The organism is Enterobacter sp. Cy-643 (genome assembly GCF_011752815.1).
In the GTDB taxonomy this organism is placed as follows: domain Bacteria; phylum Pseudomonadota; class Gammaproteobacteria; order Enterobacterales; family Enterobacteriaceae; genus Cedecea.
Map to the genome: position 1 here is coordinate 400,950 of NZ_VWWV01000001.1, position 25,420 is coordinate 426,369.

The 25,420-nt window shown below is 54.3% G+C and carries 25 protein-coding genes; 17 read left to right on the top strand and 8 right to left on the bottom strand.

From position 1 onward, the window contains the following. Together xylB and F3J29_RS01930 are read left to right on the top strand one after the other, a co-directional pair. Nucleotides 1-1,467, top strand: a complete 1,467-nt coding sequence (xylB, locus tag F3J29_RS01925) for a xylulokinase (RefSeq protein ID WP_166862581.1) — start codon at nucleotides 1-3, stop codon at nucleotides 1,465-1,467. A gap of 63 nt (nucleotides 1,468-1,530) precedes the next feature. Next, nucleotides 1,531-2,808 (top strand): MFS transporter, encoded by a 1,278-nt coding sequence (locus F3J29_RS01930; RefSeq protein WP_166862583.1) that lies wholly within the window; start codon nucleotides 1,531-1,533, stop codon nucleotides 2,806-2,808. A gap of 35 nt (nucleotides 2,809-2,843) precedes the next feature. On the opposite strand, the gene F3J29_RS01935 is transcribed toward F3J29_RS01930, so the two are convergent. The 3 genes from F3J29_RS01935 to yfcG all read right to left on the bottom strand — a co-directional run bounded on the left by F3J29_RS01935 (nucleotide 2,844) and on the right by yfcG (nucleotide 4,827). After that, nucleotides 2,844-3,737, bottom strand: coding sequence for a TIGR01777 family oxidoreductase (locus tag F3J29_RS01935; RefSeq protein ID WP_166862585.1), 894 nt, complete (start codon nucleotides 3,735-3,737; stop codon nucleotides 2,844-2,846). 23 nt (nucleotides 3,738-3,760) lie between these two features. After that, nucleotides 3,761-4,120 (bottom strand): dihydroneopterin triphosphate 2'-epimerase, encoded by a 360-nt coding sequence (gene folX, locus F3J29_RS01940; protein ID WP_205246678.1) that lies wholly within the window; start codon nucleotides 4,118-4,120, stop codon nucleotides 3,761-3,763. A gap of 77 nt (nucleotides 4,121-4,197) precedes the next feature. Then, nucleotides 4,198-4,827: a GSH-dependent disulfide bond oxidoreductase gene (yfcG, locus tag F3J29_RS01945; protein WP_166862588.1), complete on the bottom strand. Its 630-nt coding sequence runs from the start codon at nucleotides 4,825-4,827 to the stop codon at nucleotides 4,198-4,200. Nucleotides 4,828-4,978: 151 nt separating this feature from the next. Here yfcG and yfcF point away from each other — a divergent pair, with 151 nt between their 5' ends. Genes yfcF through yfcD form a run of 3 tightly spaced genes read left to right on the top strand, consistent with a single transcriptional unit; the run spans nucleotide 4,979 to nucleotide 6,833 of the window. Continuing rightward, nucleotides 4,979-5,623, top strand: coding sequence for a glutathione transferase (gene yfcF / locus F3J29_RS01950; protein ID WP_166864858.1), 645 nt, complete (start codon nucleotides 4,979-4,981; stop codon nucleotides 5,621-5,623). Nucleotides 5,624-5,680: 57 nt separating this feature from the next. Further along, the gene (yfcE, locus tag F3J29_RS01955; protein ID WP_166862590.1) at nucleotides 5,681-6,232 is read left to right on the top strand and encodes a phosphodiesterase; all 552 of its coding nucleotides are present in this window, start codon (nucleotides 5,681-5,683) and stop codon (nucleotides 6,230-6,232) included. A gap of 58 nt (nucleotides 6,233-6,290) precedes the next feature. Further along, nucleotides 6,291-6,833: an NUDIX hydrolase YfcD gene (gene yfcD / locus F3J29_RS01960; RefSeq protein ID WP_039305105.1), complete on the top strand. Its 543-nt coding sequence runs from the start codon at nucleotides 6,291-6,293 to the stop codon at nucleotides 6,831-6,833. A gap of 57 nt (nucleotides 6,834-6,890) precedes the next feature. Here yfcD and F3J29_RS01965 read toward each other — a convergent pair whose 3' ends face one another. Then, nucleotides 6,891-7,910 carry a LacI family DNA-binding transcriptional regulator gene (locus F3J29_RS01965; protein ID WP_166862592.1) on the bottom strand — a complete coding sequence of 340 codons (1,020 nt, stop codon included), beginning with the start codon at nucleotides 7,908-7,910 and terminating at the stop codon, nucleotides 6,891-6,893. Nucleotides 7,911-8,166: 256 nt separating this feature from the next. Here F3J29_RS01965 and F3J29_RS01970 point away from each other — a divergent pair, with 256 nt between their 5' ends. The 5 genes from F3J29_RS01970 (at nucleotide 8,167) to F3J29_RS01990 (ending at nucleotide 12,287) form a co-directional block, all read left to right on the top strand. After that, the gene (locus tag F3J29_RS01970; RefSeq protein ID WP_166862594.1) at nucleotides 8,167-8,610 is read left to right on the top strand and encodes a PTS sugar transporter subunit IIA; all 444 of its coding nucleotides are present in this window, start codon (nucleotides 8,167-8,169) and stop codon (nucleotides 8,608-8,610) included. Between the two features lie 85 nt (nucleotides 8,611-8,695). Then, on the top strand, nucleotides 8,696-8,974 hold the full coding sequence (locus F3J29_RS01975) for a PTS sugar transporter subunit IIB (RefSeq protein WP_166862595.1): 279 nt from the start codon (nucleotides 8,696-8,698) through the stop codon (nucleotides 8,972-8,974). A gap of 142 nt (nucleotides 8,975-9,116) precedes the next feature. Further along, nucleotides 9,117-10,508, top strand: a complete 1,392-nt coding sequence (locus tag F3J29_RS01980) for a PTS ascorbate transporter subunit IIC (RefSeq protein WP_166862597.1) — start codon at nucleotides 9,117-9,119, stop codon at nucleotides 10,506-10,508. Continuing rightward, entirely contained in the window at nucleotides 10,508-11,341 is an 834-nt protein-coding gene (locus F3J29_RS01985) for a transketolase (RefSeq protein ID WP_166862600.1), read from the top strand. Before F3J29_RS01980 ends, F3J29_RS01985 begins: the two co-directional genes overlap by 1 nt. Further along, entirely contained in the window at nucleotides 11,334-12,287 is a 954-nt protein-coding gene (locus F3J29_RS01990) for a transketolase family protein (protein WP_166862602.1), read from the top strand. Before F3J29_RS01985 ends, F3J29_RS01990 begins: the two co-directional genes overlap by 8 nt. Nucleotides 12,288-12,351: 64 nt before the next feature. Here F3J29_RS01990 and pta read toward each other — a convergent pair whose 3' ends face one another. Both pta and ackA read right to left on the bottom strand, forming a co-directional pair. Beyond that, on the bottom strand, nucleotides 12,352-14,493 hold the full coding sequence (gene pta, locus F3J29_RS01995) for a phosphate acetyltransferase (protein ID WP_166862604.1): 2,142 nt from the start codon (nucleotides 14,491-14,493) through the stop codon (nucleotides 12,352-12,354). A gap of 85 nt (nucleotides 14,494-14,578) precedes the next feature. Beyond that, complete coding sequence (ackA, locus tag F3J29_RS02000) at nucleotides 14,579-15,781, bottom strand: acetate kinase (RefSeq protein WP_008459758.1); 1,203 nt, start codon at nucleotides 15,779-15,781, stop codon at nucleotides 14,579-14,581. Nucleotides 15,782-16,120: 339 nt separating this feature from the next. Here ackA and yfbV point away from each other — a divergent pair, with 339 nt between their 5' ends. The 4 genes from yfbV (at nucleotide 16,121) to F3J29_RS02020 (ending at nucleotide 19,763) form a co-directional block, all read left to right on the top strand. Then, nucleotides 16,121-16,576 carry a terminus macrodomain insulation protein YfbV gene (gene yfbV, locus F3J29_RS02005; protein ID WP_008459760.1) on the top strand — a complete coding sequence of 152 codons (456 nt, stop codon included), beginning with the start codon at nucleotides 16,121-16,123 and terminating at the stop codon, nucleotides 16,574-16,576. A gap of 95 nt (nucleotides 16,577-16,671) precedes the next feature. After that, complete coding sequence (locus F3J29_RS02010) at nucleotides 16,672-17,166, top strand: YfbU family protein (RefSeq protein ID WP_166862606.1); 495 nt, start codon at nucleotides 16,672-16,674, stop codon at nucleotides 17,164-17,166. Further along, nucleotides 17,159-17,839 (top strand): sugar phosphatase, encoded by a 681-nt coding sequence (locus tag F3J29_RS02015; RefSeq protein WP_166862607.1) that lies wholly within the window; start codon nucleotides 17,159-17,161, stop codon nucleotides 17,837-17,839. The genes F3J29_RS02010 and F3J29_RS02015 overlap by 8 nt, the downstream gene beginning before the upstream one ends. Nucleotides 17,840-17,930: 91 nt before the next feature. Beyond that, the gene (locus F3J29_RS02020) at nucleotides 17,931-19,763 is read left to right on the top strand and encodes an SLC13 family permease (protein WP_166862609.1); all 1,833 of its coding nucleotides are present in this window, start codon (nucleotides 17,931-17,933) and stop codon (nucleotides 19,761-19,763) included. 41 nt (nucleotides 19,764-19,804) lie between these two features. Here the strand turns inward: F3J29_RS02020 and yfbR are convergent, their stop codons facing one another. Both yfbR and alaA read right to left on the bottom strand, forming a co-directional pair. Continuing rightward, nucleotides 19,805-20,404: a 5'-deoxynucleotidase gene (gene yfbR, locus F3J29_RS02025; RefSeq protein ID WP_166862611.1), complete on the bottom strand. Its 600-nt coding sequence runs from the start codon at nucleotides 20,402-20,404 to the stop codon at nucleotides 19,805-19,807. 76 nt (nucleotides 20,405-20,480) lie between these two features. Beyond that, nucleotides 20,481-21,695 (bottom strand): alanine transaminase AlaA, encoded by a 1,215-nt coding sequence (gene alaA / locus F3J29_RS02030; RefSeq protein WP_008459770.1) that lies wholly within the window; start codon nucleotides 21,693-21,695, stop codon nucleotides 20,481-20,483. A gap of 1,002 nt (nucleotides 21,696-22,697) precedes the next feature. Between alaA and lrhA the strand changes: the two genes are divergently transcribed. The 3 genes from lrhA (at nucleotide 22,698) to nuoB (ending at nucleotide 25,401) form a co-directional block, all read left to right on the top strand. Beyond that, complete coding sequence (lrhA, locus tag F3J29_RS02035) at nucleotides 22,698-23,633, top strand: transcriptional regulator LrhA (RefSeq protein ID WP_166862613.1); 936 nt, start codon at nucleotides 22,698-22,700, stop codon at nucleotides 23,631-23,633. Between the two features lie 631 nt (nucleotides 23,634-24,264). Then, nucleotides 24,265-24,711 (top strand): NADH-quinone oxidoreductase subunit NuoA, encoded by a 447-nt coding sequence (gene nuoA, locus F3J29_RS02040; protein WP_008459773.1) that lies wholly within the window; start codon nucleotides 24,265-24,267, stop codon nucleotides 24,709-24,711. A 15-nt stretch (nucleotides 24,712-24,726) separates the two neighbouring features. Beyond that, nucleotides 24,727-25,401, top strand: coding sequence for an NADH-quinone oxidoreductase subunit NuoB (gene nuoB / locus F3J29_RS02045; RefSeq protein WP_008459774.1), 675 nt, complete (start codon nucleotides 24,727-24,729; stop codon nucleotides 25,399-25,401). The last annotated feature ends 19 nt before the right edge of the window (nucleotides 25,402-25,420 follow it).

Consider the following 25,420-nt stretch of genomic DNA (forward strand, 5'->3'; position numbering starts at 1 on the left):
ATGTATCTTGGCATTGATATTGGCACCTCTGAACTAAAGGCTTTGCTGATTGACGGGCAGGGCGAAATTTTAGGCTCTGCTCACGCGGCTTTAACCGTTCAGCGCCCGCATCCGCACTGGGCGGAGCAGGATCCTGAGGCCTGGTGGCAGGCGACGCAGCAGGTGGTCTCTACGCTGCGTCAGCAAATGCCTGATGCCTGGGCGAGAATTCGCGCTATTGGCTTGTCCGGGCAGATGCACGGTGCGGTGCTGCTGGACGACCAGGAAAACGTGCTGCGCCCCTGCATTCTGTGGAACGACACGCGCAGCGCCGAACAATGCGCTCGGCTCACGGCAGAACATCCTGAATTTCTGACCATTAGCGGCAACCTGGTGATGCCCGGCTTTACCGCCCCGAAGCTTCGCTGGGTGGCGGAGCACGAGCCGGAAATCTTTTCCCGCGTGGATAAGGTGCTGCTGCCGAAAGACTACCTGCGCTGGCGGCTGAGCGGCGCGTTCGTTTCTGACCCGTCCGACGCCGCTGGAACGCTGTGGCTGGACGTGGCAAAACGTGACTGGTCAGACAAACTGCTGGCGGCGACCGGACTAACCCGCAGCCAGATGCCGCGCCTGGTAGAGGGCAGCGAAGTCAGCGCCGTTTTACGTTCCGCCCTGGCGACCGAGTGGGGGCTTAGCTCCGGCGTCAACATCGCCGGCGGCGGTGGCGATAATGCTACCTCGGCAGTGGGCGTTGGCGCGGTGAACAGCGGCGATGCGTTTATTTCGCTCGGCACGTCTGGCGTTATCTTCGTGGTAAACGACGAGCTGCAAACCCGTCCTGAATCCGGCGTGCATGCTTTTTGCCACGCTCTACCTCAGCGCTGGCACCAGATGAGCGTGATGCTCAGCGCCGCCAGCTGCCTGCGCTGGGTGTGCAATCTGCTGTCGGTCACCGAAAGCCAGCTTATGGAGGAAATGGCCGAGTTGAGCGACGAGCAGAAAAAACATGCGCCTGTTTTCCTGCCTTATCTGTCAGGGGAGCGCACGCCGCATAACGATGCTCACGCCATGGGGAGTTTCTTCGCGCTCAACCATGAAACCAGTCGTGCCTTACTGGGGTATTCGGTGATTGAGGGCGTGACCTTTGGCCTGGCGGACGGCATGGCGGTGCTGGAGACGTCCCGCAGCCAGATTACCCAATGCAGCCTGACCGGCGGAGGGGCGCGGAGCGCTATCTGGGCGCAGCTGATTGCCGACGTGCTGGATGTGCCGATTGTGACCCATCCGGCGAGTTCCTCCGGAGCGCTCGGTGCTGCTCGCCTTGGCTGGTTGGCCGATGGCGGCGTAGAAGAAGTTGTTTGCCGCAAGCCTCCTGTTCAACAGCGTTTCACGCCGCGTAAAAGCCTGCAAAGCGTGCTGCAGCAGCGGTTGTCCGTGTTCCATCTGCTTTACCAACAACAAAAAGCCGCTCGTAAGCTGCTGCCCTGACGGCCCTTCCTGCGGCCTCTCTGCCGCCGGAAACCCCTGTACCCGTGAACGAGGAAGCGTGTGATGCAATCTAAACACTACTGGTTTGGTTTACCTAAACATCTGCTGTGGGGATTTGTCGCCATCGCTATTTTTATGAGCGGCGATGGTTTCGAGATGGCGTTTTTGTCTAAACACATTACCGACATGGGCTTTACGCCCGCGGAATCGGCGATGGTGTTTACTCTGTATGGCCTTGCGGCAGGTCTGGCGGCCTGGGCTTCCGGCGTAGTCGCTGAGCTTATCACCCCGCAAAAAGCAATGCTGATTGGTTTTGTGACCTGGGTCGTGATGCACGCATTGTTTATGACGCTTGGCCTCGGGATGCGTAACTATCCGCTGATGCTGCTGTTCTACGGCATTCGCGGCCTGGCTTATCCGCTGTTTATCTACTCCTTTATGCTGATGCTGGTGCAGGTAGTGCCGCGCGAAAGACTGGCGGCGGCAACGGGCTGGTTCTGGGCGATGTACTCTATCGGCATCGGCGTGGTGGGGAGCTATCTGCCGAGCCTGACTATTCCGGCATTTGGCGAAACGGGGACGCTGTGGATGGCCATTGCCTGGGTAACGGGCGGGGGGCTTATCGCCTTCTTCAGCCTGCGTAATGTGCCGGTTGATCGTTCGCGGGTTAATTTGCCGCTGAAAGAGAAAATGACGGAGATGTCGCGGGCGGTGACCATTCTGTTCAGCAACCGCGACGTATTTTACGCCTGTCTTATCCGCATTATTAACACGCTGTCGCTGTTTGGCTTCGCGATAGTGATGCCGCTGCTGTTTGTTGACCGCCTCGGCTTCACGATTTCTGAATGGCTGCAAATCTGGGCGGTGTTCTTCTTTGTGACCATTTTCACCAATATTTTTTGGGGCATTATGGGGGAGTACATCGGCTGGATCCGCCAGGTACGCTGGTTCGGCTGTTTAGGCATGGCCATTTCCAGCCTGACGTTTTATTACCTGCCGGTGTGGGTGGGGCATAACTTCTGGGTGGCGCTGATCCCGGCGGTTATGCTCGGCACCTTTGTCGCGGCGTTTGTGCCGATGACGGCGGTATTTCCAACCCTGGAGCCGCACCACCGTGGCGCGGCTATTTCTATCTATAACCTGTCGGCGGGAATGAGCAACTTTGTGGCACCGGCTATTGCGTCACTGATCCTGCCGTTCTTCGACATTGTGGGCGTCGTTTGGGCTTATACCGGGCTGTATCTCTTCGCGGGCGTGCTGACGTTTATTATCAAAGTTCCGCAGCCGAAACGCGTGAAGAATAAAGCTGGCGCGGGGGAAATGAACGCTGTAGAGCAGTAAAATGAAAAGCCGGGGATAAGCCCGGCTTTTTGCCGTTAGCGAATCACATCCGCCAGAGCTTCATCTAAATCAAACCAGCGGAAGCCAAAGCCGGATTCCTCAAGGCGTTTAGGCAGCGCCCGCTGCCCGCCGAGCACTAACACCGAAGATTCCCCCATCAGAAGACGAATGGCCGTGGCCGGAGCGCGAAGTATCGCCGGGCGCTTGAGGGCATGGCCGAGAGCATGGGAAAACTGTTCGTTGCGAACGGGATAAGGGGAAACCAGATTAAACGGCCCGCGGAGATCATTATCCAGCAGCCAGAGAATGCCGTTCACCATATCGTCGACGTGGATCCACGCCAGATACTGCCTGCCATTACCGATGGGGCCGCCCAGCCCCAGCTTGAACAGCGGCAGCATTTTGGCCAGAATTCCGCCTTTGGGGGCTAAAACAACGCCGGTACGTAGCAGGCAAACTCGCGTCTTTTCACTTTGCGCGCCGCAGGCGATTTGCTCCCAGCGGGCGCAAAGCTTGTGGGTAAATTCATTGTGGGGAGGCTCGTCTTCGGTGACGACCACTTCGCCAAGATCGCCGTAATAGCCGGTGGCTGAACCGGAAATGAAAACTTTGGGCGGCTGCTGGCTGGCTTTAAACAGCTCGACCAGCCGCTCGGTGATTTGCCAGCGGCTCTGGCACAGGCGCTGCTTTTGCTCCTCGCTCCAGCGTTTATCGGCAATCGGCTCTCCGGCCAGGTTGATGACCGCGTCAAAGGCGTCGAGATTCTGTAAGCCCTCTAACCCTTTGAGCAGTACGACGCGATTATTCAGCCGCTTGCGGGCCTTTTCCGGCGAACGTGTGACGACCGAAACAGTATGGCCCAGCTCAAGCAGGCGAGCTGTCAGGTGGCGGCCAATCAGCCCGCTGCCGCCGGTAATCAGGATCTCCATACTTTCCTCCCACCTGGACGCGCTTATCGCCGCCAGCTCAGGGTCATGGATACCGAGTCGGCATAGCGGAGCGCGTGAAGTTTATCGATCTCTACTTCAGCATATGTCACCCACGGGTGGGCGCATGCGATGTTCAGCACATCCTGAGTTAATTTCTCCAGCAGGGAGAAGCGGTTATTCTCAACCAGCTGGATGATGTCTTTGGTCACGGTGCGGTAATTCAGCGCGTCGTTGATGTCTTCACTCTCCCTGGCTTTGCCCGCAGGGTAGTGGAGAGCGACGTTAATCACGATATCCTGCCGGTTGGCGATCTCTTCTTCTTTGATACCAATAAAAGTCCGCAGGCGCAGGTTTTTAATGCGAATAATGGCGTCTGGTTGCATGGATGACATTGCAGGTTCCTTATTAGTCTTTTCCCACCACAGGATACACCAGCGCGGGAAAAAACCTGAACCGGGGATTACGCCTTCTCCGCCCGCTGATAAGCCTTCACGGTGGCAGGCCGAGTGCGGATCCGCTCAAACCAGTTCCTTACCGCCGGGAAATTGGCGAGGTCAACGCGCTGGCGCTCATGGGACACCACCCAGGGATAAGTCGCGATGTCCGCAATGCTGTAATCGTGGCCGCCAAGCCACGGGGCTTTCTCCAGCTGTTTGTTGAGCACGCCGTAAAGGCGCTGAGTTTCAACCTGATAGCGCTCGATAGCATAAGGGACAGGCTGCGGAGCAAAGTGGTTAAAATGGTGATTCTGGCCCAGCATCGGGCCGAAGCCGCCGACCTGCCAGAAAAGCCACTGCAGCGTGGCATGGCGGGCGCGCAGTTCTTTGCTGAGGAGCAACCCGGTTTTATCCGCCAGATAAAGCAAAATTTCGCCGGACTCAAAGAGGCTTATAGGCTCGCCGCCGTCGGCCGGTTTGTTATCGACGATGGCAGGAATTTTGTTATTCGGCGAGATAGCCAGGAAATCCGGGCGAAACTGTTCGCCTTTGCCGATATCGACCCGGTGGATCTTGTACTCCAGGCCAGCCTCTTCCAGAAACAGGGTTATTTTATGGCCGTTTGGGGTAGGCGCATAATAAAGTTCGATCATGGTCACTCCAGGGGTTAGTCCATTTTGGCAAATGTTTCGAGTATAGAAGTATTTGCTATTTCTGCACCGCAATGGTGCGTTTTAACCGGATGACAAAACGCTTTTTTCGCCCTATGTTCAATAACCTGTCGTGGGAATAAGTGAGGATATGATGAGCCAGCCTGCCATTACGTTGTGGACCGATAGCCAGTGTTTTAGCCCCTATGTGCTTTCCGTTTTTGTTGCGCTGAAAGAAAAAGGGCTCGCCTTTTCTCTACAAACTGTCGACCTCGCCAGCGGCCAGAATTTAAAGCCAGGCTGGAAAGGTTTTGATCTCACTCGCCGCGTGCCGGTGCTGGCCGTCGGGGATTTTGTGCTCAGTGAATCCTCCGCGATTGATGAGTATCTGGAGGAGCGTTTTGCCCCGCCGACGTGGGAGCGTATTTATCCTCACGATATTGAAAAACGCGCCCGGGCGCGGCAGGTGCAGGCGTGGTTGCGCAGCGACTTAATGCCCATTCGGGAAGAGCGTTCTACTGCCGTGGTCTTTGCCGGTGAGAAGAAACCGGCGCTAAGCCCGGCAGGCCTTCAGGCTGCAGAGAAGTTAATCGCTACCGCAGAGCATTTGCTCCCGGCAGGGCAGCAAAATTTATTTGGCGAATGGTCTATCGCCGACACCGACCTGGCGCTGATGCTCAACCGTCTGATTCTGAACGGGGATGACGTGCCTGAGCGATTGAAAGAATATGCCGGCTTCCAGTGGCAGCGCGCGTCGGTGCAGCTTTGGCTGGCGCAGTCGGCCAAAAACGCAGGCTGATAGCGGGCAGGGAATTCGTTATCATTGGCGGATTGTCATTACTGGAGCCAGGGATAAATGAAACTGATGTTTGCCTCGGACCTTCACGGTTCGCTACCCGCCACGGAAAATGTTCTGGAACGTTTCGCGAACAGCGGCGCGCAATGGCTGGTTATTCTGGGCGACTTACTGAATCACGGACCGCGAAACGCGTTGCCTGAAGGCTACAATCCTTCGGCGGTGGCGCAGTGCCTGAATAGCGTTGCCGATAAGATTATCGCGGTGCGCGGAAACTGCGACAGCGAAGTGGATCAGATGCTGCTCCAGTTTCCGATTACCGCACCCTGGCAGCAGGTTTTGCTGGCACAGCAGCGGCTTTTTCTGACCCACGGGCATCTTTATCATCCGGGGCATTTACCGCCGCTTTCCGCTGGCGATGTTCTGATTTTCGGCCATACGCATCTTCCGGTTGCAGAAAAGCACGAACAGATCTATTTGTTTAATCCAGGCTCTGTCAGCATACCGAAGGGCGGTTTTGAGGCCAGCTACGGGATGCTGGATGATGGCGTTCTGACCGTTCGCACGCTGGAGAGTGATGGGGTTATTGCACAGGTGCGTATTACCCCGTAACGTTGGCAGGCTAATCCAATAACGCGCCGTAAGAGCGCCCCTGAATAAGGTTTCCCTGATGGTGGAACAGAGTCATTTTGTCGGCACGGAATGGGTAGATATTGTTAATGAGGACAATGAGGTCATCGCACAGGCGAGCCGCGAGCAAATGCGTGCGCAGCGGCTGCGTCATCGCGCGACCTATATTGTTGTTCACGATGGTATGGGCAAAATTCTGGTGCAGCGTCGCACCGAAATTAAAGACTTCATGCCGGGCATGCTGGATGCCACCGCAGGCGGCGTCGTGCAGGCGGATGAACAAATGCTCGAGTCGGCTCGCCGCGAGGCGGAAGAAGAGTTGGGCATTGCCGGCGTACCGTTCGCGGAGCACGGGCAGTTCTACTTCGAAGACGATAGCTGCCGCGTTTGGGGCGGACTCTTTAGCTGCGTTTCCCACGGGCCTTTCGCGCTGCAGGAAGAAGAGGTCAGCGAAGTAAGCTGGATGTCCCCGGAAGAGATCACCGCGCGCTGCGACGAATTTACCCCTGATTCGCTGAAGGCGCTGGCGCTGTGGATGACCCGCAACGCCAAAAACGAGTCGCAAAGCGAAGAAAGCGAGTAATTGTTTGCCCTCACCCCGATCCTCTTTTCACAAGGAGGGGACCAGGGTGAGGGAAAATCAGCAGCTGTCCCGCATACAAAGCGATGACGCGATAGTCGGGCTTCTGTCCCATTCTTCTTCGTTAATTCTTGCCAATAGCGCCCGCCCGGCTTCAATCCCAATCTTACGATGCGGTACCGCAATGGTGGTCAGCGCAGGCTGGCACACGCGGCTTACGTCGCTGTCGCCAAACCCGACGATGGCCAGATCGTCAGGAACTTTGATGCGCCTGCGCTGGCATTCGTACAGCGCGCCGCAGGCCAGCTCATCCGACACGCAGACCAGCGCATCCAGCTCAGGCCAGGCCAGTAAAAACTCGGGTAGCTGTGCGGCCCCGGTGGAGAAAGTAGGCGGGGCCGCCGCGTTGATCACTCTGTTGGGCGACATATGATGGCGCAGCATTGCTTTGTACCAGCCCTGAAGGTGCTGCTGGAAAATCCATTGTTCCTGATTCGCGCACAGGAGCCCGATGTTCTGATAGCCGCGGTGGATGAGCATTTCCGTCAGTTCAAACATGGCGGCGACGTTATCAATGCCGATGTTCATGTCCAGCGGATCGGCGCGGGTGGCGCCTATTTCGAGCACGGGGATGCTGGCGTGTTTCAGCCAGCCCCGCACTGTGTCACTGTGTTCCACGCTCAGTAGAATAGCCGCGGCAATATTGGACGCCAGCAGGGTTTCCAGTAGCTTCTCCTCCTGCTCAAGCCGGTGCTGGGATTCCGCCAGGACTATCTGATACCCCGCAGGCTGCAGTACCTGTTGCAGGCCGGCAAACATTTCACTGCAGCCGGATTCCGCCAGGCTTGGGACCACCATCGCAATGGTGTACGAGGAGGCTGAGGCCAGCGCGCTTGCCGCAAGGTTGGGCATGTAACCCAGCTCGGAAACTGCCGCTTCGATTTTTTCGCGTAATTTGTCGGAAACCTGCTCCGGGGTTCTTAGCGCACGCGAAACGGTCATGGTACCAACTCCGGCGAGCTGAGCCACATCTGCAAGCGTCACCTTACCGGTACTTCGCCGCTTTCGGGTTATGGACATTGTGATTCCTGATTCTCGACCTGAAAAACGCCAGGCTGACGTTGGCCCCTGAAAACGAAGGGGAAATATCGCTCAAGTATACGCCTGAAATCGTGCGCCTTAATGCGATTTAACACAATGATTGCAATTTGATAGCGCTATCACAAAATCGAGTGATAGTTATTGGTAGCGCTATCTTTGTGATATCAATCACAGTTAAACCCGAGGCCGTTGAATAAAGTTTGCCCATCATCAATGTCGATTTCGAGAGGTTATCGTGCTCAACCAATGGCTGCATCCGCAGACTATTCAGCTTCATGACGAGGTCGCAAACTGGCAGCAGGCGCTGGAGATTAGCGCCCGGCCGCTGCTGGACGCGGGGATTATTGCTCCCCATTACCTGACGGCCATCATGCAGCAGCACCAAAAGCTTGGGCCGTACTATGTGCTGGCACCGGGCCTGGCGATGCCGCATGCGCGTCCGGAAGAGGGCGCGACCGGCCTTGGCCTGTCGCTGCTGAAGTTAAAGCGAGGCGTTAACTTTCATTCTGAAGGAAACGACCCGGTGGACGTTATTATTATGCTGGCGGCGCCGGACAGCCATAGCCACATTGAAATGATTTCCGCGCTCGCTGAGCTATTTTCCAGCGACGAAGACATGGCGTTACTGCATCAGGCCAACAACCTGGAGGAAATACAAAAAATAATTAATCGATTCTAGTTTTTTAATTTAACACCATGGTTTTTTACGTTGCATTGAAAAATGCGATGTGCTCGTACTCTACTAAAAATATAAGGTATGTAAGATGAAAATAATGGCAATCTGCGGTTCCGGACTCGGCAGTAGTTTTATGGTCGAAATGAATATTAAAAAAGTACTTAAAAAACTCAATATTGAGGCAGAGGTTGAACACTCGGATTTATCTTCTGCCACGCCGGACGCGGCAGATGTGTTTGTGATGGCGAAAGATATTGCCGCCAGCGCGCGCCTGCCGGACAGTCAGCTGGTGGTAATCAACAACATCATCGATATCAATGAGCTGGAAAATAAGCTGAGCGCTTATTTCGCCGGTCGTCAATCATAATCTATAGCCAAAATAATTCGAATTGCAGAAAGGCGGCAAGCTCAGGCACTCCAGGAATTTACATCAAGTAAATGACTGGGAGGGATGAGTGCAGCCAACGCGTCTGCGGTTCGAAGTATGACGGATATAAGCGGAGGCGGATATGTTTATCCTTGGCACGCTGAATTTTATTGTTGATATTCTAAAGGTTCCGGCCATTCTGGTCGGGCTGATAGCCTTAATTGGTCTGGTTGCGCAAAAGAAGTCATTTTCTGATGTGGTAAAAGGCTCAATTAAAACCGTATTAGGCTTTATTGTTTTGGGCGGCGGCGCTACCGTATTAGTGGGATGTTTAAATCCACTGGGCGGTATGTTTGAGCACGCCTTTAATATCCAGGGCATTATTCCTAATAATGAAGCGATTGTTTCTATCGCGCTGGAGAAATACGGGGCATCCACGGCGCTGATTATGGCCTTCGGGATGGTGGCGAACATCATTGTGGCTCGCTTTACCCGCCTGAAGTACATCTTCCTGACCGGGCACCACACGTTCTACATGGCGTGCATGATAAGCGTCATTCTGACCGTGGCGGGCTTTGAAGGCGTGGCGCTGGTGTTTACCGGGTCGTTGATCCTCGGTCTGATCATGGCGTTCTTCCCGGCTATTGCACAGCGCTATATGCGTCGCATCACCGGCACCGATGATATCGGCTTCGGCCACTTCGGCACGCTGGGTTACGTGCTGTCCGGCTGGATCGGCAGCAAGTGTGGAAAAGGCTCGCGCTCCACGGAAGAGATGAACCTGCCGAAGAACCTTAGCTTCCTGCGTGACAGTTCAATCTCCATCTCCCTGACCATGATTGTCATCTACATGATCCTCGCGATTTGTGCGGGCCAGACTTATGTAGAAGAGAAACTCAGCGGCGGCCAGAACTTCCTGGTTTACTCCATTATTCAGGCGATTACCTTTGCGGCCGGGGTGTTCATCATCCTGCAGGGCGTGCGCTTGATTCTGGCGGAAATCGTCCCGGCGTTTACCGGTTTCTCTGAGAAGCTGGTACCTAATGCACGTCCGGCGCTGGACTGCCCGGTGGTTTACCCTTATGCGCCGAATGCCGTGCTGGTGGGCTTCCTGTTCAGCTTCCTCGGCGGCCTGGTGGGCTTGTTCCTTTTAGGGCAGATGAAGCTGGTGCTGATTTTGCCGGGCGTGGTGCCTCACTTCTTTACCGGGGCAACAGCGGGCGTGTTTGGTAACGCTACCGGCGGCCGTCGCGGCGCGATGGTAGGGGCTTTTGCCAACGGGCTGCTGATTACTTTCCTGCCAGTGTTGCTGCTGCCTGTTCTGGGCGCGCTGGGCTTCGCCAACACAACCTTCTCCGACGCTGATTTTGGCGTAGTGGGGATTATCCTCGGCAACCTTGCACGCTTCCTGTCACCTGCGGCGATTACCGCGGTGGTGGTCGCCGTGTTTGCGGTGCTGGTCGGGTTCAACTATCTGGGCAAAGGAAAAGGCACTCCTGCCGTACACACTGAAGACAATACGGGGGCTAAATAATGAATGAACTGGCAGACGTCGCGCGGTTTGCGCGCGACATCCGTGTAGAGACGCTGAAAGCGCTCACCCAACTGGGGTTTGGCCATTACGGCGGCAGCATGTCGGTGGTTGAGACGCTGGCGGTGCTGTACGGCGACGTGATGAATATCGATCCGGGCGACCCTGACTGGGCAGAACGCGACTACTTTGTGCTGTCCAAGGGGCATGCTGGCCCGGCGCTGTACAGCACGCTGGCGCTGAAAGGGTATTTTCCTGTGGAGCAATTGGCCACGCTAAACCAGAACGGTACCAGCCTGCCCAGCCACCCCGATCGCCTGAAAACGCGCGGCGTGGATGCGACCACAGGTTCGTTAGGGCAAGGAATTTCGATTGCCGCCGGCATGGCGCTGTCCCACAAACTGGCGCAGCGTCGCAACCGGGTCTTCAGCATTGTCGGCGACGGCGAGCTGAACGAGGGGCAGTGCTGGGAGGCTTTCCAGTTTATTGCTCACCACCGTCTTAACAATCTGACGGTGTTCGTAGACTGGAACAAACAGCAGCTGGACGGCGAGCTGGACGAAATCATCTGTGCTTTCGATCTGGCAGAGAAGTTTAGCGCCTTCGGGTTTGACGTGGTGCAGGTGAAAGGCGATGACATTCCCGGTTTGCTGGCGGCGGTGAAACCCGTTCGCAGCGGCGAACAGCGTCCTCTGCTGGTGATCCTCGACAGCATAAAAGGGCAGGGGGTGCCGTACCTTGAGCAACTGGGGAACTCCCATCATCTCCGCCTGACGGAGCAGTCAAAACAGGCGCTGGAGCAGGCCATCGCGCAACTGGAGGCGGCACATGATTAAGGTAAGCCAGACCGGCGGCCAGGACGCCGTTGAAATGCGTAAAGTCTACGCCGGGTTTGTTCAGCAACAGATTGGTGAAGGCAGCGGAATTATCGCGCTGGAAGCTGACCTGATGAGTTCGATGGCGATGGATGGCGTGCAGCGCGATAACCCGCAGCACGTGATTAACTGCGGCATCATGGAAGCTAACGTGATTGGCGTGGCGGCAGGACTGTCGCTGACCGGACGCAAGCCGTTCGTGCACACCTTTACCGCCTTCGCCAGCCGCCGCTGCTTTGATCAGCTGTTTATGTCGCTGGATTACCAGCGGAATAACGTCAAGGTCATTGCTTCCGACGCCGGGGTGACGGCTTGCCACAACGGCGGTACCCATATGTCGTTTGAGGATATGGGCATTGTTCGCGGGCTGGCGCACTCCATTGTGCTTGAGGTGACTGACGCGGTGATGTTTAAGGACATTCTACGTCAGCTGATCGAGCTGGAAGGTTTTTACTGGGTGCGGACTATTCGCAAGCAGGCGGCTACGGTCTATGAGGCAGGCTCAACCTTCACTATCGGCAAAGGGAATGTGCTGCGCGAGGGCACGGATATTACGCTGATCGCCAACGGCATCATGGTTGCGGAAGCGCTGAAAGCGGCTCAGCAGCTGGAACGGGAAGGGGTTAGCGCGGCAGTCATCGACATGTTTACCCTCAAGCCTATCGACCGCATGCTGGTGAAGAACTACGCCGAAAAAACCGGCCGAATTGTGACCTGTGAAAACCACAGTATTCACAACGGGCTTGGGTCAGCGGTGGCGGAAGTGCTGGTGGAAACCTGCCCGGTGCCGATGCGCAGAGTGGGCGTGAAGGAGCGTTATGGCCAGGTCGGGACTCAGGACTTCCTGCAGCAGGAGTATGGCCTGACGGCGGCAGATATCGTGCAGGCAGCGAAAGAGCTGCTGTAACAGCCAAAGGTGACAGAAAAAGAAAAGGCAGCCATCTGGCTGCCTTTTTTGCGTATCAGTGAGCTTACGCTTGCTGAGCGGACTGAATCGCGGTCAGCGCGATGGTGTAAACGATATCGTCCACCAGCGCGCCACGGGACAGATCGTTAACCGGCTTGCGCATACCCTGCAGCATTGGCCCGATGGAGATCAGGTCTGCAGAACGCTGTACCGCTTTGTAGGTGGTGTTCCCGGTGTTCAGGTCAGGGAAGATGAACACGGTCGCACGGCCCGCAACAGGAGAGTTTGGTGCCTTAGACTTCGCCACATCAGCCATAACCGCAGCGTCATACTGCAGCGGACCGTCGATGACCAGGTCAGGGCGTTTTTCCTGAGCGATACGGGTGGCTTCACGCACTTTCTCAACGTCGCTACCCGCGCCGGAGTTACCGGTGGAGTAGGAGAGCATTGCCACGCGTGGATCGATCCCAAAGGCGGCAGCGGAGTCAGCGGACTGAATCGCGATTTCTGCCAGCTGTTCAGCGGTTGGATCCGGGTTGATCGCGCAGTCGCCGTAAACGTAAACCTGTTCAGGCAGCAGCATGAAGAACACGGAAGAGACCAGTGAACTGCCCGGTGCGGTTTTGATCAGCTGCAGCGGTGGACGGATGGTGTTGGCGGTGGTGTGAACCGCGCCGGAAACCAGGCCGTCAACTTCGTCCTGCTCAAGCATCAGGGTGCCCAGCACAACGTTGTCTTCCAGCTGCTCGCGGGCAACGGCTTCGGTCATGCCTTTGCTCTTACGCAGCTCAACCAGGCGGGCAACATAGCTTTCGCGAACCACTTCTGGATCAACGATTTCGATGCCTGCGCCCAGCTCAACGCCCTGTGCCGCAGCAACACGGGTGATTTCTTCCGGGTTACCCAGCAGAACACAGGTGGCGATACCGCGCTCAGCACAGATGGCTGCCGCTTTTACGGTACGCGGTTCATCGCCTTCCGGCAGCACGACGCGTTTACCGGCTTTGCGAGCCAGTTCGGTCAGCTGGTAACGGAATGCTGGAGGAGACAGACGACGGCTGCGCTCGGAGGTCGCGGTCAGGGATTCGATCCAGTTAGCATCGATGTGGCTGGCCACATATTCCTGCACTTTTTCGATACGCTGATGGTCGTCGGTTGGGACTTCCAGATTGAAGCTCTGCAGGCTCAGAGAGGTCTGCCAGGTGTTGGTTTCAACCATAAACAGCGGTAGGCCGGTGGCGAAAGCACGTTCGCACAGCTTGCTGATGCGTGGGTCCATTTCGTAACCACCGGTCAGCAGGATAGCGCCGATTTCCACGCCGTTCATGGCGGCCAGGCAGGCAGCAACCAGCACGTCCGGGCGGTCTGCAGAGGTGACTAACAGAGAGCCTGGGCGGAAGTGTTCCAGCATGTGAGGAATGCTGCGCGCACAGAAGGTGACGGACTTCACGCGGCGGGTGTTGATGTCGCCTTCGTTTACGATGGTTGCGTTCAGGTGGCGAGCCATGTCGATTGCGCGGGTGGCAATCAGTTCGAAGCTCCACGGCACGCAGCCCAGAACCGGCAGCGGGCTGTCGGCAAACAGCTGCTTAGGATCGATGTTCGCAATGCTTGCTTTGCTGGAGTCGTCGAAGATTTCAGACAGATCGGGACGGGTGCGGCCCTGTTCATCAACCGGAGCGTTCAGCTTGTTGATGATAACACCGGTGATGTTGGTGTTTTTGCTGCCGCCGAAGCTGCTGCGGGTCAGTTCGATACGCTCTTTCAGCTGCTCCGGAGAGTCATTGCCCAGAGACATGACGAAGACGATTTCTGCGTTCAGGGTTTTGGCGATTTCATAGTTCAGCGCCTGCGCAAACTGGTGTTTACGGGTTGGCACCAGACCTTCAACCAGCACAACTTCAGCATCTTTGCTGCTATTGTGATAGTTGGCGATGATCTCTTCCATCAGCACGTCCTGCTGGTTGCTGGACAGCAGAGACTCAACGTGGCTCATGTGCAGCGGCTCAGCGGCCGGGATGGTGGAGTTAGCGCGAATGATGCTGGTGGTCTGGTCCGGCGTATCGCCGCCGGTACGCGGCTGGGCGATAGGTTTGAACACGCTCAGGCGAACGCCTTTTTGTTCCATAGCACGGATAACGCCAAGGCTTACGCTGGTAAGGCCGACGCTGGTTCCGGTAGGGATCAGCATAATAGTACGGGACACGGTATAACCTCTTTCGTTTTCGCGAGCAGATATGCTCACTCGACTCAGAAAACAACACCGCCAGCTAAGGCTGGCGGTGAGGGAATCAGGCGGTCAGGCGGGATGCATCCTGAGCGATGACCAGCTCTTCGTTGGTGGTGATAACCACCGCAGGGCGGGTGCCTTCCTTGTTGATAAAGCCAGACTTGCCGAAACGTGCAGCCAGGTTGCGCTCGTGATCGACATCGAAGCCCAGTACGCCCAGTTTGCCCAGGGACAGTTCGCGTACCATCGCGGCGTTTTCACCGATACCGCCGGTGAAGACAACGGCGTCCAGACGGCCATCCATCAGTGCGGTGTAGGAACCGATGTATTTCGCCAGGCGGTGGCAGTAAACGTCCATCGCACGCTTAGCGTCTTCTTTAGTTGCGTAGTTGTCTTCAACGTAACGGCAGTCGCTGGTCACTTCGGTCAGACCCAGCAGGCCAGACTCTTTGGTCAGCATTTTGTTGATGTCTTCTACGCTCATGCCCAGGGCATCGTGCAGGTGGAAGATGATTGCCGGGTCGATGTCGCCGGAGCGGGTACCCATCACCAGACCTTCCAGCGGGGTCAGACCCATGGAGGTGTCAACGCATTTGCCGTTACGGATTGCAGACACGGAACCGCCGTTGCCCAGGTGGCAGGTGATGATGTTCAGTTCATCAACCGGCTTGTTCAGCATTTTTGCGGCTTCCTGAGTCACGTAGAAGTGGCTGGTGCCGTGCGCGCCGTAGCGACGAACGCCGTGCTCTTTGTACAGTTTGTACGGCAGGGCGTAGAGGAAAGATTCTTCCGGCATGGTCTGATGGAACGCGGTGTCGAACACGGCAACGTTTTTATCAGCCAGGTTAGGGAAGGATTTCAGGGCTTCAGCGATACCGATCAGGTGAGCCGGGTTATGCAGCGGTGCAAAAGAGGCTGAATCTTTGATACCCTGAATCACGGAATCATCGATAACTACAGAGCTGGTGTATTTTTCACCGCCGTGTACGATACGGTGACCAATTGCGGTCAGTTGAGCGGACAATTCTGGTTTTTCTGCCAGAATTTTATTAACGATGAAGTTAAGAGCTTCGCTGTGAGCGGCACCTGCACCCAGAGCCGCTTCTTGTTTAGCGCCGTCCAGCTTCCACTTGATACGGGCTTCAGGAAGGTGGAAACACTCTGCTAAACCAGAAAGGTACTCTTCACCGTTTACAGCATCGATAATTGCGAATTTCAGGGATGAGCTACCGCAGTTCAGAACCAGTACTAGCTTACTCGACATGGAAGTACCTATTTTTGATACGTGGCTAAAAAAACGTCAGTGAGTCTATCAGCGTAGCGCATGATGACGCGGACATTTATGATTAACGTCATGCCAGAAGCGTTTTTCGGCATGGCGAATAAAATTACTCAGAGTTTACGCCATATTCCTGAGGATGCAGGTCACGGCGATGTAAAAGAATGTTTGACAGCTTGTAGTTTCCCAACTACGGCCACCAAAAGGCCGGCACAGGGTAGCAGATAGCGGCTCGGAAAGACAAAATTTTTTGAACGATGTCATTTAGAGTTGTTGAGTTGCAGTATTATTTTATTTTTTATACGTAGAGTTGAGGTATGAGCCATGTCGACACCCCAGAATAGCCATGTAAGCTGGTTTAGCCTGTTCGGACGTGGGCAACACTACTCGAAGACCTGGCCGCTGGATAAGCGCCTGGCGCCGGTATTTATCGAAAACCGCGTGATACGCGCCACCCGCTATGCCATCCGCTTTATGCCGCCGCTGGCGGTATTTACCCTGACGTGGCAGATCGCGTTGGGTGGCCAGCTTGGCCCGGCGGTGGCGACGGCGCTCTTTGCCTGTAGCCTGCCGATGCAGGGATTGTGGTGGTTGGGCAAGCGATCGGTCACGCCATTACCGCCGTCGACGTTACAGTGGTTTTATGACGTTCGCATGAAGCTTCAGGAAGCCGGGCAGGCGTTGGCACCGGTGGAAGGCAAGCCAGACTACCAGGCGCTGGCGGACGTGCTGAAGCGCGCGTTTAAACAGCTGGATAAAACTTTCTTGGATGATTTGTAATTACCCTGCGGTTGCGCATATAAAGGAAGGCACACTTTCTTACAGGTTATCCCGATCGTAACCTGTATTTTTCCATGTACCAAAGGAGCCCGGAAATGGAAATGACCCACGCGCAGCGTCTGATTTTATCCAACCAGTATAAAATGATGACGATGATGGACCCGGAAAACGCCGAACGCTATCGTCGTTTGCAGACCATCATCGAACGCGGCTATGGCCTGCAAATGCGCGAGTTGGATCGCGAGTTTGGCGAGCTGAAAGAGGAAACCTGTCGCATCGTCATCGACATCATGGAAATGTATCACGCGATGCATGTCTCCTGGACTAACCTGAAAGACAGCAAGGAAATCGATGAGCGCCGCGTCACCTTTATGGGATTTGATGCTGCCACCGAAGCCCGCTTCCTCGGCTATGTTCGCTTTATGGTGAATATTGAAGGCCGCTATACCCATTTTGATGCCGGCACCCACGGTTTTAACGCCCAAACCCCTATGTGGGACAAATATCAACGTATGCTGAAAGTGTGGCACGCTTGCCCACGTCAGTATCATTTAAGCGCTAACGAGATTGCGCAGATCATTAATGCCTGAGGAGAGACGCGGAGTGAAGTGTAAAGGTTTCTTGTTTGATTTGGATGGTACGCTGGTTGACTCTCTTCCTGCCGTTGAGCGCGCATGGGTAAATTGGGCAAAGCGTTTTAATATTTCCCCGGAAGAAGTATTAGGCTTCATCCACGGCAAGCAGGCGATTACCTCACTGCGCCACTTTATGGCCGGTGCTTCTGAGGAAGAGATTCAGCAGGAGTTTCTCCGACTGGAAAGGCTTGAGTCTGAAGATACCGATGGCATCGAAGCGCTCCCGGGAGCGGCAGAGTTATTGGCTCATCTTAATGAGGCGGGTATTCCGTGGGCCATCGTCACTTCGGGTTCTGTGCCGGTGGCATCTGCTCGCCGTCTGGCCGGTGGGCTGCCTGAGCCGGACGTGTTTGTGACCGCGGAACTGGTCGCACGCGGTAAACCAGAGCCGGATGCCTATTTACTGGGTGCGCAGCTGCTTGGCCTGGAGCCGGAAGAGTGCGTGGTTGTTGAAGACGCGCCGGCGGGCGTGCTTTCAGGGCTGGCTGCCGGTTGCCATGTGATAGCGGTTAATGCCCCGGCGGATACGCCCCGGCTTGAGCACGTGGATTACGTTCTGACTTCCCTCACCGAACTGCTCGTCCAGAAATCCCCGGACGGAAGCGTCGAAGTGTTAAGAAAACACTAATCCCATGATTTAACCCCGCATTTGCGGGGTTTTTTTATGGCATTCTCGTCTACATTCAATTCACCAATATTCAGCCATTCAGGGACGCATTTTGAATTCGGAACTCATTTGGGTGTTGTCGTTACTGGCGGTTGCCGTTCTGCTGTTCGCCACCGGAAAAATGCGTATGGACGCGGTGGCGCTATTGGTGATAGTTGCTTTTGTGCTCAGCGGAACATTAAGCCTCAGCGAAGCGTTTTCCGGCTTTAGCGATCCCAACGTGATTCTGATTGCCGCGCTATTCATTATTGGCGACGGGCTGGTACGCACCGGGGTAGCCACCAAGATGGGAAGCTGGCTGGTGGACGTGGCGGGCAGCAGCGAAACCAAAATGCTGGTCCTGCTGATGGTGACGGTGGCCGGATTGGGGGCATTTATGAGCTCTACCGGCGTGGTGGCGATTTTTATTCCGGTGGTAATCAGCGTTTCCATGCGCATGAAAATCTCCCCTTCCCGACTGATGATGCCGCTCAGCTTTGCCGGGCTGATAAGCGGTATGATGACGCTGGTTGCGACGCCGCCCAACCTGGTGATCAACAGTGAATTACTGCGAGAGGGGCTGGAAGGATTCCAGTTCTTTAGCGTGACGCCGATTGGCCTGGCGGTGCTGGTACTGGGCATCCTTTATATGCTGGTGGCGCGTTTCGCGCTCAAAGGGCAGGGTGAAGAGGCAGGGAAAGAGAGCTGGAAGCGCCGTTCATTTCGCGATCTGATCAAAGAATATCGCCTGACCGGGCGGGCTCGCCGGTTGGCTATTCGCCCCGGTTCTCCAATGGTTGGCCATCGTCTGGACGATTTAAAGCTGCGTGAACGCTACGGTGCGAACGTGATTGGGCTTGAGCGCTGGCGCCGTTTCCGGCGCGTTATCGTGAACGTGACCGGCGGTACGGAATTCCGCGCCCGCGATGTACTGCTGATTGACATGTCGGCCTCTGAGGTCGATTTGCGAGAGTTTTGCGGGGAACAAATGCTGGAGCCAATGATCCTGCGCGGGGAGTATTTCTCCGATCAGGCACTGGATGTGGGAATGGCAGAAGTTTCTCTGCTGCCGGAGTCAGAGCTCACCGGGCAGACTTTGCGAGAAATGGCTTTCCGAACCCGCTATGGTCTTAACGTCGTTGGCCTGCGGCGGGCGGGTGAAGTCATGGAAGGATTGCTGGTGGATGAGCCTATCCAGTTGGGCGACATTATACTGGTGGTCGGAGACTGGAAGCTGATCAACCAGCTTTCACAGCAGAACCGTGATTTCCTGGTGCTTAGCCTGCCTGTGGAAGAGCAGGATGCCTCCCCAGCCCACAGCCAGGCGCCTCATGCGATTTTCTGCCTGGCGCTGATGGTAGCGCTGATGCTAACCGACGAAATACCCAATCCAATTGCCGCGATTATTGCCTGTTTGTTGATGGGCAAATTCCGCTGTATTGATATGGAAAGCGCCTACAAGGCTATTCACTGGCCGAGCATTATTTTGATTGTCGGGATGATGCCCTTTGCTTTGGCGCTGCAGAAAACCGGCGGGGTGGACCTGATCGTACATGGCCTGATGGAGTTTGGCGGCGGCTACGGCCCCTATATTATGCTGGTGTGTCTGTTTGTGATGTGTGCGGCTATCGGGTTATTTATTTCTAATACCGCCACGGCAGTGTTGATGGCGCCTATTGCGCTGGCAGCGGCTAAATCAATGGGCGTGTCGCCTTATCCGTTTGCGATGATTGTAGCGATGGCGGCTTCTGCGGCGTTTATGACGCCGGTATCTTCGCCGGTCAACACGCTGGTGCTTGGGCCTGGAAACTATAGGTTCAGCGACTTCGTGAAGCTGGGCGTGCCGTTTACCGTGATAGTGATGATCGTAAGCGTGGTGATGGTGCCGATGCTGTTCCCATTCTGATACTCCCCCTCATCCCTTTGGGGCGGGGTGAGGGGAAGTGATTAAAGCGGGGAATCCTGGCTGATTTCATCCAGCGAAAGCTGGAAGCTTGGTACAAAGACCTGCATAAAATAATCCATCTCCGGACTGTGGCGGTCGGCCAGCGTTTTTTCCAGGCGACCTTTCGCCAGCAGAAACTCGTTGTTCCCGGCCGAGAGCTCTTCCAGGCATTTCAGATAAGCGCATAGCGCATCGGCCTGCTTCACCAGCGCTTTCTCTTCTTCACTGTAGCTGTGCTCGTCAATCAGCGGCGTCCAGATATCACGAAGTTCTTCCGGCACCATTTCGATTAACTTCTGCTGCGCAATCTTTTCAATGGCTTTGTATTCATGGGCGATTTGCGAATTGAAGTATTTTACCGGCGTGGGGAGATCCCCGGTCAGCACCTCGCTGGCGTCATGATACATCGCCAGAAGCGCGATTCTTTCAGCATTAACGTTGCCGTTAAACTTGCGATTTTTGATAGCGGCAAGGGCGTGGGCAACCATGGCGACCTGCAGGCTGTGTTCAGACACGTTCTCGGTGCGAACGTTGCGCATCAATGGCCAGCGGTTAATCAGTTTCAGGCGGGAGAGGTGGGCAAAGAAATGACTCTGACTCATGACGTTCTCGCGATAACAACTTGGTGACGTCATTGTGAGGGGAGAAGGGGGACATTGCAAATGCCCCCCGAACGGCTTACTGGTGGTAGTGTCCGAGGAAACGCCCCAGCTTGGCTATCGACATTTCCAGGTCATCAATGCGCGGCAGAGTCACGATACGCACGTGATCCGGCCACGGCCAGTTGAATGCCGTGCCCTGAACCAGCAGAACCTTTTCCTGCAGCAAGAAGTCCAGAACCATTTTCTGGTCGTCATGAATATTGAAGCGCTTTGCGTCAATTTTCGGGAACATGTACAGCGCGCCACGAGGCTTAACGCAGGAGACGCCGGGGATCTCATTGATCAATTCCCAGGCACGGTTACGCTGTTCGTATAGACGGCCACCAGGCACGATAAACTCGCTAATGCTTTGGTATCCTCCCAGCGCTGTCTGGATAGCATGTTGGGCAGGGACGTTGGCGCACAGGCGCATCGAGGCCAACATTTCCAGACCTTCAATATAGCCTTTCGCGTGTTTCTTCGGTCCGTTAAGCACCATCCAGCCCTGACGGAAACCGGCCACGCGATAGGTTTTTGACAGGCCGTTGAAGGTAATTGTCAGCAGATCCGGTGCCAGGGCTGCGATTGAGTGATGCTCGGCATCGTCATAAAGAATTTTGTCGTAAATCTCATCGGCAAAGATGATCAGATTATGCTGGCGCGCAATCTCGACAATCTCTAGCAGCAGCTCTTTGGAGTAAACAGCGCCGGTAGGGTTGTTCGGGTTAATAATCACAATGCCACGCGTGCGTGGGGTGATTTTAGCGCGGATATCGTCGAGATCCGGGAACCAGTCAGAGCTTTCATCGCACAGATAATGCACCGCTTTACCGCTGGATAAAGAGACGGCTGCCGTCCAAAGCGGGTAGTCCGGCGCGGGGACCAGCATTTCGTCACCGCTGTTTAGCAGCGCCTGCATTGACTGAACGATCAGTTCAGAAACCCCGTTCCCGATGTAGATATCTTCCGTAGTGACATCCCGCATCCCACGAGCCTGATAATGCTGCATGATGGCTTTACGGGCAGAGAAGAGCCCTTTGGAATCGCAATATCCCTGGGCGGTCGGAAGATTACGTATCACATCAACAAGGATCTCATCCGGCGCTTCGAAACCGAACGGCGCGGGGTTACCGATGTTGAGTTTAAGCACTTTGTTGCCTTCTTCTTCAAGGCGCTTTGCCTCTTTGAGTACCGGGCCACGGATGTCATAACAGACATTATCAAGTTTGCTGGATTTTTCGATGGGGGACATGAAGCTTCGACCTTTGTTGTTAATTGCGCGTCCTGCCGTGGAAGCGCACCGCCACAATGTACTCCTGCTGCAGCCAGATTTGAAGGACAGGGCTTGAAGAAATGCAATTTATCTTTACAGCACAATGTATAAGCGGGTAGCGCGCTTTAAAAATATTGATGGTTAAAAAAACTATTAATTTAAGTTATTGTGGTTTTATTGGCTATTTATATCGCCATGATGCAATGGTATTCACTGCTTGTTGCTCGCTGCGGAGGGAGAGGTGCTGCCGACGTAAATGCATTGTCGCCAAACATAAGTAAAAATTAATATTCATGCCTGAAACATTAAGGGATTAATGAAAAGGTAGTTAAAGAGATGTATATCAAAAGATTGGTCAATGTAATAGATAAATACCTCGGCAATAATTAAGTGTCTTTTATTATAGTGTGTGGCTGACTTCAAAAAACGTTGTAAATAATCAACAGAGTGGAAACCACAAAAAGAGAATAAGATCAGATAATTCGCAATAAGTGTTATAAAACATCATGTTTTACTGTAAGATACACTACGAAAAATGGTAGGTTTTGGATGCCAGTGGCTGTGCCAACGACATGGCTTTGCCGGAATATTAAAATATTTCCATTATTATTCAGCTGGTTGTGTGTTTTGGCCGGTTTAAGCCTGCCGCTGCACTCCAGCCCGTTAAATAATCATATAAAAGCTTATTAAAAGTCGTTTTTTGAAGCTGACTTACCTTTTTAACTCAGTTTTAAAATAGTTAACTGGTACGATGAGTTGGTGGTTTTTTTCTTATCCTGACCTGCATAATATCCCGTTTGGGTGTGTTTTAGATTATTGGGACATGCCGGGGAATACAAAAATAACAAACAGAAGCGTCGCTAACGTATGCGGCCAAGACTACCGGAGACTTCCGGTAAAAGGAATTGCTTTATCTCTTTGATAAATCATAGCAATACAACCAGGGCAGACTCGAAAGAGCAACCTATTAGTGAATAAATTATGATTAACGCAAATCGTCCGATACTGAACCTCGACCTCGATCTGCTGAGGACATTCGTTGCGGTCGCCGATCTCAATACCTTTGCGGCTGCGGCTGCAGCGGTGTGTCGTACCCAATCCGCTGTAAGCCAACAGATGCAGCGCCTTGAACAATTAGTCGGAAAAGAGCTTTTTGCCCGACATGGCCGCAATAAACTGCTCACCGAGCACGGCATTCAACTGCTGGGCTATGCGCGTAAAATCCTTCGCTTTAACGATGAAGCGTGCTCTTCCCTGATGTTTAACAATCTGCAAGGGTCGCTGACCCTTGGGGCCTCTGATGAAACGGCGGACACCATCCTGCCGTTCCTGTTGAACCGCATCAGTTCGGTTTATCCCAAGCTGGCGCTGGATGTCAGGGTCAAACGAAATCCGTTTATGATCGAAATGCTTAATCAGCATGAGGTCGATCTGGTGGTGACGACATCAAATCCGTCTAACTTTGATGCCATTGTCCTGCGAACCTCGCCCACGCTTTGGTACTGTGCCGCTGATTATGTCTTTCAGCGTGGCGAAGCGTTGCCGCTGGTGATGCTGGACGATCCAAGCCCGTACCGCGATATGATGCTCGAACACCTTGATGCCAGCCACACGCCATGGCGCATTTCTTATGTCGCCTCCACGCTTGCCGCCGTCAGGGCCGCAGTAAAAGCGGGATTAGGCGTGACGGCCAGGCCGGTTGAAATGATGAGTCCGGAACTTCGCGTTCTGGGGGCGTCAGAAGGGCTGCCCGTTTTACCTGAAACCCAATATCTGCTGTGCAAAAACCCTGAAAGTGGTAATGAGCTGGCGCAGGCGATCTTCAGCGCGCTAGCGACACCGGAAAATCCATATCGTTATAACACTGCGGGCGCTGAAGGGGACGACACGCTGCTGGTTGAAGGGGATTTTGAGTAGCTGCAGGTCGACTAGTTAGTAACAAAATATTAAAGATAAAAAATGGGCCGTTGGTGGTTTTTTTAACGCCAACGGCCCATTTTTTATAGCTGATTTTCATCAAATCACCGGCGCTATCATCTTTTCTAACAAATTCAATGCATTGGTCGCACACTTATTTTTGTTCGTTTTATGCGCAAAAACTTCATGCAAAGGCCGGGTAATGTTAAAAAACGCATAACAATGTTGCTTCTTTTTGAAGTGGATTAACAAAAGCGTGTCTCAGATCAAGAAAATACTCCCTCTTGGGGGGAGGAATAGTTGTAATTTCCTGCCAAAATATAGGGGCTGTTTATTTTTTCACACGGAACGGACACGATTCACCCTCATCTAAATCTGGTCTTTACGCGAGTGTTGATGAGTTTTAACGCATTAAATGTTAATGGATTGCTGTCGGTGTAAATTAATGTGTGGATACTTTTGTTAAAGTTGACAAAAGGTTATAGAAAGGAGTAAAAAACCCCATCAATTGGCTGCCTACGCATTATTTCCGGTAGTTATTGTACGGTTGATTGTTCCTCCCCATGAATCGATGTGGCGTTCATCTGCCAACAAGAGCAGAGACTTTGGCGCCACTTTTGATGAGTAAGCAATGAGTATGTCAACATCCACTGAAGTTATCGCTCATCACTGGGCGTTCGCTGTCTTTCTTATTGTCGCCGTTGGCCTGTGTTGTTTGATGCTTGTCGGGGGCTGGTTCCTTGGCGGAAGAGCTAAGGCACGGCACAAAAACACCCCATTCGAGTCGGGCATCGACTCCGTTGGTACGGCGCGTCTACGTCTCTCCGCCAAGTTTTACCTGGTCGCCATGTTCTTCGTTATCTTTGACGTGGAAGCCTTGTATCTCTATGCGTGGTCAACTTCTATCCGTGAAAGCGGCTGGATTGGCTTCGTCGAGGCCGCAATTTTCATTTTAGTGCTACTGGCTGGTCTGGTTTATCTGGTGCGCGTTGGCGCTCTGGATTGGACTCCTGCGCGTTCGCGTCGTGAGAAAATCAACCCGGAAACAGACAGTCTCACTAACCGTCATACGCAGTAACAGCGAGGCAATAAGATGGACTATACGCTCACCCGCATAGACCCCAACGGTGAGAATGACCGTTACCCCCTGCAAAAGCAGGAGATCGTAACCGATCCCCTCGAACAAGAGATTAACCGCAGCGTTTACATGGGCAAGCTCGAGCATGCCATGCACGATGTGGTTAACTGGGGTCGTAAAAACTCAATCTGGCCATACAACTTTGGCCTTTCCTGCTGCTATGTAGAGATGGTGACCTCGTTTACCGCTGTACATGACGTGGCGCGTTTCGGTGCAGAAGTTTTACGTGCTTCTCCTCGTCAGGCTGACCTGATGGTGGTGGCCGGTACCTGCTTCACCAAAATGGCTCCGGTAATTCAGCGCCTTTACGATCAGATGCTGGAGCCGAAATGGGTCATTTCCATGGGCGCCTGCGCTAACTCTGGCGGCATGTACGACATCTATTCCGTTGTGCAGGGTGTCGATAAATTTATCCCGGTTGATGTGTACATCCCAGGTTGCCCACCGCGTCCGGAGGCTTACATGCAGGCGTTGATGCTGCTGCAGGAGTCCATCGGTAAAGAGCGCCGCCCGCTGTCGTGGGTCGTTGGCGATCAGGGCGTTTACCGCGCCAACATGCAGTCCGAGCGTGAGCGTAAGCGCGGCGAGCGTATCGCGGTCACCAACCTGCGGACGCCGGACGAGATTTAATTAGCGCCTGCGGTCAGTG